The organism is Mycobacterium sp. NS-7484 (genome assembly GCF_001953975.1).
Classification (GTDB): domain Bacteria; phylum Actinomycetota; class Actinomycetes; order Mycobacteriales; family Mycobacteriaceae; genus Mycobacterium.
The window spans coordinates 19896-27090 of the sequence record NZ_MBEJ01000060.1; the positions used below are offsets into that span (position 1 = coordinate 19896).

General features: G+C 67.4%; 4 protein-coding genes. 3 read left to right on the plus strand and 1 reads right to left on the minus strand.

What is annotated here, in order from left to right; genetic code table 11:
* Position 1: 1 nt before the first annotated feature.
* Complete coding sequence (locus A5733_RS10575) at positions 2 to 1282, minus strand: GAF domain-containing protein (protein WP_076240078.1); 1281 nt, start codon at positions 1280 to 1282, stop codon at positions 2 to 4.
* Positions 1283 to 1385: 103 nt separating this feature from the next.
* Here A5733_RS10575 and A5733_RS10580 point away from each other — a divergent pair, with 103 nt between their 5' ends.
* The 3 genes from A5733_RS10580 to A5733_RS10590 all read left to right on the plus strand — a co-directional run.
* Positions 1386 to 3227 carry an NAD(P)/FAD-dependent oxidoreductase gene (locus tag A5733_RS10580; protein ID WP_076240079.1) on the plus strand — a complete coding sequence of 614 codons (1842 nt, stop codon included), beginning with the start codon at positions 1386 to 1388 and terminating at the stop codon, positions 3225 to 3227.
* Between the two features lie 147 nt (positions 3228 to 3374).
* A complete protein-coding gene (locus tag A5733_RS10585) occupies positions 3375 to 6542 on the plus strand; it encodes an adenylate/guanylate cyclase domain-containing protein (protein ID WP_076240080.1) in 3168 nt (1055 codons plus the stop codon).
* Positions 6543 to 6590: 48 nt separating this feature from the next.
* On the plus strand, positions 6591 to 7195 hold a 605-nt coding region (locus A5733_RS10590), incomplete at its 3' end, for a DUF222 domain-containing protein (RefSeq protein WP_142253918.1).

Sequence of the window (7195 nt, forward strand, 5' to 3'; positions counted from 1 at the left end):
GTCAAGGTATACCGCGCACCGCGTGAATCGCCGGAGCTGTCGACGAGGCCAACAGTGCCGACATGTCCTGTGGGTACCGGACGTCGACGACGACCGACTCCCCGAACCGGTAGGGCTTGCCTGCCACCAGGCCGGCGAACTGCTTACGCAGCCGCGACATCTCGGCTCGCACCGTCACCACCCTGGACCGGTCGCCGTAGAGATCCTCGGCCAGCTCCGGCGCGGAGCGACCCTGCTCGCTGGTCGCCAGCACCAACAGGATCTCGGCGTGGCGACTGGAGATGCTGCGTCGCCAGTTGCCGAACTGTCCGGTCATCTCCAGCGCGGGTTCACCTTCGCGCAGATCGAGGGTCACCCGCGACGGGGTCGCAGCAGTATCGGTGTCCTCGGCCGCCCGGACCAGCCAACCGCCCGGCAACGGTTCCACATCGCACATCCCCAGTGGCGGCACCCAGACCCGTCCGGGTAAACCGCTTTCGGGCAACAGGATTCGGTTGTGCAGCGGCAGGGAGGCCACCGCCGCGACCCAACCCTCGGAATCGACCGCGAGCGCCGGGCCGCCCACCCGGGCCAGGATGGGTGCCGCCACCGCACGAAGCACGTTCAACGTACGGTCATGCGCTTCCCGCAGCTGGGATTCGGCCAACCGCGCCACCAGGTCCACCAGGGCCACCGTGGTCGGATGCACCGTCGCGGCCGGTCCGGAGACGTCGACGATTCCGATCACCTGAGAAGTGCGTGGATCACGGATCGGCGCCCCGGCGCACGTCCACGGATGGTGCGTGCGCAGGAAGTGCTCGGCGGAGAAGATCTGCACCGCACGATGAGAGGCCAGCGCCGTCCCGATGCCATTGGTGCCCACTGCGTTCTCACTCCAGCTCGCACCTTCGACAAAGCCCAGGCGATCGGCCAGACCGAGCACCCGCGGAGATCCGGACCGCCACAGCACCCGGCCGCGGGCATCGGCGATGACCAGGATGTTGTCGCCCTCGTCGATCACCGATTCGAGCCCGCGGGTGACGTCGTCGAGCACTGCCATCAGCCCCGACTGCTGCCTGAGCAAGTCCAGACCCGCGGTCTCGACGCGTGGCGGCATGTGCTGATCCGGATCGATCCCCTTGGCCCGCAATCTGTTCCACGAGTCCTCGATCACCCGGCGGGGACGCGCGGGGGCCCGGTCACCAGACATGGTGGCGTCGTAGACGGCGGACAACAGCATGGCGTAGCGCCGCGGATCCTCACCGGAGGACACCGCGGGCTCAGGAATCGACGAACCGGCCATCACCGCTGATTGTGCTCTACATCACATTGGCGCGCCACGGCGGCCCACTGCAACCCCGTGCAACCCTTGTCGCACCCCGTGGCCAAGGTGTGGGCTGGGCCACATGACGCAGACCACCGCCGCACGTCCCACCACGTTGTCCCCGCAGGAACGGGTCGACGCCTGGCTGGCCGACTTCGAGTCCGCCCTCGCCGACCGGGACGTTTCCCGCGTCGTGGCGAAGTTCGCGATCGACAGCTTCTGGCGGGATCTGGTCGCGTTCACCTGGAACATCAAGACCCTCGAAGGACGCGACGGCATCGCCGACATGCTGTCGTCGCGCCTGCACGACACCGACCCCTCAGGTTTCCGGACCGCGGAGCCCCCGACCGAGGACTTCGTCGGGGATGCAGTGGTGACCTCGGCATTCATCGAGTTCGAGACCGCGGTGGGCCGCGGCAAGGGGCACCTGCGTCTGCGCGACGACGCCGAGGGGAGCAAAGCGTGGACCCTGCTCACCACGCTTCAGGAACTTAAGGGCCACGAGGAACGCAGAGGCGCCACCCGACCGATGGGCGCGGTACACGGCTCCGACCCCGACACCCGGTCCTGGGCCGAGAAACGCCTCGACGAAGAACTCACGCTCGGCTACTCCGAGCAGCCCTACATCCTGGTGATCGGCGGGGGTCAGGGCGGGATCGCGCTTGGTGCACGGCTACGCCAACTCGGCGTGCCCAGCATCGTCGTCGACCGCCACGAGCGGCCCGGTGACCAGTGGCGCAAGCGTTACAAGTCCCTGTGCCTGCACGACCCGGTCTGGTACGACCACCTGCCCTACCTGCCGTTCCCACCGAACTGGCCGGTATTCGCACCCAAAGACAAGATCGGTGACTGGCTGGAGTTCTACACCCGGGTCATGGAGGTGCCCTACTGGAGTTCGACCACCTGCGTGTCGGCGTCCTACGACGACGCCGAAGGTCGCTGGACGGTCGAGGTCGACCGGGCCGGCACCCGGGTCACCTTGCGTCCGGTGCACCTGGTGCTGGCCACCGGGATGTCGGGCAAGCCGAACATCCCGGCCCTGCCCGGCCAGAACGTGTTCCGAGGTGAACAACACCATTCCAGTCACCATCCCGGCCCGGACCGCTATGTGGCCAAGCGCGCCGTGGTGATCGGCTCCAACAATTCAGCACACGACATCTGTAAAGCGTTGTACGAGAACGACGTCGACGTCACGATGGTGCAGCGGTCCTCGACGCACGTCGTCAAATCCGATTCGCTGATGGAGCTGGGTCTGGGCGACCTGTACTCGGAGCGGGCCGTGGCCTCCGGAATGACCACTGAGAAGGCCGATCTCACCTTCGCGTCACTGCCGTATGCCATCATGGCCGACTTCCAGCGGCCGATCTACGATTCAATCCGACTGCGCGACAAGGATTTCTACGCGCGCCTGGAGGCCGCCGGTTTCGAACTGGACTTCGGCGACGACGATTCCGGACTGTTCATGAAATACCTGCGCCGCGGATCGGGCTACTACATCGACGTCGGTGCCTGCGATTTGATTGCCGACGGCAGCATCAAACTTGCCCACGGCGAGGTGGACCGCCTCACCGAGGACTCGGTGATCCTGGCCGACGGCACCGAGCTGCCCGCCGATGTGGTGGTGTACGCCACCGGCTTCGGTTCGATGAACGGCTGGGCGGCCGACCTGATCAGCCAGGAGGTCGCCGACCGGATCGGCAAGGTGTGGGGCCTGGGCTCGGGCACCGCCAAAGATCCCGGACCGTGGGAAGGCGAACAACGCAACATGTGGAAGCCCACCCAACAGCCCAATCTCTGGCTGCACGGTGGCAATCTCCACCAATCCCGGCACTACTCACTGTATTTGGCGTTGCAGCTCAAGGCCCGGTACGAGGGGCTGGCAACGCCGGTGTACGGCCTGCAGGAGGTCCATCACCTGAGCTGAGACCGACGACATGGCGCCCCGAACGTGATTCCACCCCCCAGCCGTTCGGGGCGCCCGCGTCGGCGTATCCGGGCTCGGCCCCTGTCTTTGGCGGTTGCTGCGTTCTATCCTCGTTGCAGCAGGTTCTCCGATGGCCGGGGGCTTCAGATGACGGCAACTGCGACATGCCGGGCATGCGGTACCCAACCGCGGGCAGGGGCCCGGTACTGCGACGCGTGCGGCGCACCCGTCACTCCTGCGCCAGGTGCCGAGTACAAGCAGGTCACCGTCCTGTTCGCCGACGTCGTCCGGTCGATGGACATCGCCTCGGCGCTGGGAGCCGAACGACTCCGCGAGATCATGAGCGACCTGTTCAACCGCTCCGCCGCGGTGGTCCGCCGCTATGGCGGCACCGTGGACAAGTTCACCGGCGACGGCATCATGGCCATCTTCGGAGCGCCGGTTGCCTTGGAAGACCACGCTTTCAGAGCGTGTCTGGCCGCCCTGGAGATCCACCAGCAGACTGCGCAGCTGGCCATCGCGGTCAAGGCCCAGGATGGCCTGGACCTGCGATTGCGGGCCGGGTTGAGTTCCGGTCAAGTGATCACCGGCGAAGTCGGCACCGACACGATGAGCTACACCGCAATCGGTGAGCACGTGGGGATGGCGCAACGCATGGAGTCCGTCGCCCCGCCTGGTGGCGTGATGCTCACCGAATCGACAGCGCATCTCGTCGAAGGCTCCATGCGGCTGGGCGATCCGGAGATGGTGCAGGTCAAAGGGGCCGATCAGCCGATCCGGGCACGGCGCCTACTGGAGATGAACACCACCCACAACCTGCTGAATGCGGGCGGCTCGACGCTGGTCGGCCGTGGTTGGGAGCTGTCCGCGGTCGAAGGCATCCTGGAGCGCTCGATCGATGGCCACGGCAGCATCATCCTGCTGGCCGGCGGCCCCGGCCTGGGCAAGAGCCGGCTGGTCAGCGAGCTCGCGGCGAAGGCAGTCGCCCGAGGTGTCCCGGTGCACTCGACATTCTGCGAATCCCACACCAGCGAGATCCCGTTCCATGCCATCGCCGGTCTGCTGCGAGCCGGCTTCGGCGTGGCCGACCTGGATCGGCAGGCGGCGCGCGCCAAGCTCCGAGCCCAGGTCCCCGACGACGACCCACAGAACCTGATGCTGCTCGACGACCTGCTCGGCATCGCCGACCCCGACGTGGTGCTGCCGACGATCGACCCCGATGCCCGGCGGAGGCGGCTGACCACCCTGGTCAATGCGGCATCGCTGGCGCGGACCACGCCCGCGGTATACGTCGTCGAGGACGCCCACTGGATCGACGGCGTCAGCGAATCGATGCTGTACGACTTCCTGTCGGTCACCCCGCGGACGCCGTCCCTCGTCGCGATCACCTACCGGCCCGAATACCACGGCGCCCTGACCCGGGTCCACGGCGCGCAGACGATAGTGCTGGCCCCGCTGGATGATTCCGAGACGTCCACGTTGATCAGCGAGCTCCTCGGAACTGGCGACGGGGTCGCCGCCCTTGCGGCCACCATCACCCGACGCGCCGCCGGCAATCCCTACTTCGCCCTGGAGATCGTGCGCGACCTCGCCGAACGCGGCCTGATTCGGGGCGAACCGGGCGCCTACGTATTGTGCGACCGGCAGGAGCGGGTCAGCGTGCCGGCCACCCTGCACGCCACCATCGCCGCGCGTATCGACCGGCTCGACCCGGCGGCCAAACGAACGCTGAGCGCCGCCGCCGTCATCGGAACCCGGTTCAACGCCGGCTTGCTGGCCTGCCTGGACACCGAGCCGACGTTCGAGGAGCTGATCGAGGCCGACCTGATCGACCAGGTGCAGTACACACCGCACGCCGAATATGCCTTCAGTCACCCGATGGTGCGCACCGTCGCCTACGAATCGCAGCTCAAGTCCGACCGCACAGAACTGCATCGACGCCTGGCCGAGGCCATCGTGACCCGCGAACCCGCACTGGCTGACGAGAATGCGGCACTGATCGCCGAACACCTGGAGGCGGCCGGCGATCTGCACGCGGCGTACGACTGGCACATGCGGGCGGGAGCATGGGCACATTCCCGCGACGTCGCCGCGGCCCAGGTGTGCTGGGACCGGGCCCGTCAGGTTGCGGATCGATTGCCCGCCGACGATCCCGACCGGCCGGCGATGAGGATCGCTCCTCGTACCTTGGTCTGCGGCAACGGATTCCGGAGCGAGGTCAGCATCTCCGGGGCCCGGTTCGAGGAACTGCGCGAGCTCTGCGAAGCCGCCGGGGACAAAGCGTCCCTCGCGATCGGCATGGCCGGGCTGACCGGGGAGCTGATGCTGCACGGCCGGGTCCGCGATGCCTCACAGCAGGTTTCCGAGCACATGACGCTGATCGAATCCATCGGCGATCCCGCGCTCACGGTCGGATTGTCGGTGTCGCCGATCTCGCTCAAGATCGAGAGCGGAGAGATGGGTGAGGTGCTGCGCTGGTCGCAGATGGCGATCGAGTTGGCCGACGGTGACCCCACCATGGGCAACTTCATCGTGGGCTCACCGCTGGCAGTCGCCTTCGCGGGGCGAAGTATCGCCAAATGGGCACTGGGCCTTGATGGTTGGCGCGCCGACCGCGACCACGCCCTGGCGATGGCCCGCAACACCGACAAGTTCACCTATGCACTGGTCATCACGTGGACCTACTTCACCACGGTGTCCTCCGGAGTGCTGCTGGCCAGCGACGAGGCATTGGCGGACATCGATGGGGCGCTTCAGACCACCGAAGGTGCCGGCGACGAGATCGCGCTCGGTCTCGCGCGGGTGACCATGGGATATGCCCTGCTGAACCGGGACTCGCCCGCGGACCGGGAGCGGGGGCTGACGATCCTGGGCCAGGCCCGGCAAATGTGCCTCAGTGGACGGTTCTACCTGTCCGAACTGGTCGGTATCGACGTCTACACCGCACGTGAGCGCGCCAGGCGCGGCGACCGGACCGGCGCCATCCGGGTCCTGCGCCAGGCGATCGACGACGTCTTCCACAGCGGGCAGCTCGCGTACAACATCTTGGCGACGGGCATCCTGGCCGAGGCCCTGCTGGACCGCGGCGTGGTCGGCGACGTGGCCGAGGCCGAGGCCGCGATCGCCAGATTGGCAGCGGTTCCGGCCGAGGACGGCCTGGTCCTTCGTGACATCACGCTTTTGCGGGTCCGTGCACTGATCGCCCACGCCAAAGGCGAGGACGTGTCCTATCGGGCGCTGCGCGACGAGTACCGCCAACTGGCCACCCGGCTCGGCTTCGAAGGCCACATGGCATTGGCGGCGGCGCTGCCGTGATGCGGAAAACACCTGTGATTGTCGGTCGGTGGTGGCATAATCGAACATGTGTTCGACACTGATTCCGATGCGGCCCTCATCGACGCGATGAGCGCGGCGGCGCGGGCAGAATCCGCGGCGATCGCCGCGCGGCTGGCCGCCATCGGTGCGTTGGACACCCGCCGCGAACACGAACTGGCCGAAACGGTGTACTGGCGCACCGACCCGTTCGAAGCGGTCGCCGCCGAAATCTCCGCGGCGTTGAACATCAGCCGCCACCGCGCCGGTGAACAGATCCGCCACGCCCGCGTGTTGCGTGACCGGCTTCCCCAGGTGGCGGCCCTGTTCGCCTCCGGGGCCATCGACATGCGCATGGTGTTGGCCATCATCAACCGCACCGACACCGTCGACCCCACCGCCTGGGCCGCTGTCGACGAAGCCCTGGCCGCCCGCGCCGAAAGTTGGATGCGGTTATCGAAACGCAAACTGCGTGACCGCATCGACCAATGGGTGGCCCGACTGGACCCCCACGGTGAGCGGGTGCCCCCGCAGATCGATGAGGGCCGCCATTTCAGCGTCGAGGCCGGCACCATCCCCGGCATGGCGACGGTGTGGGGCAATCTACGGGTCGGGGATGCCGCCGCCCTCGATCAACGCCTCGACGCCCTGGCCGC

Coding starts and splice junctions, on each gene's coding strand:
- A5733_RS10580 (WP_076240079.1), top strand. CDS start 1,386: ATGACGCAGACCACCGCCGCACGTCCCACCACGTTGTCCCCGCAGGAA.
- A5733_RS10585 (WP_076240080.1), top strand. CDS start 3,375: ATGACGGCAACTGCGACATGCCGGGCATGCGGTACCCAACCGCGGGCA.
- A5733_RS10575 (WP_076240078.1), bottom strand. CDS start 1,282: ATGGCCGGTTCGTCGATTCCTGAGCCCGCGGTGTCCTCCGGTGAGGAT.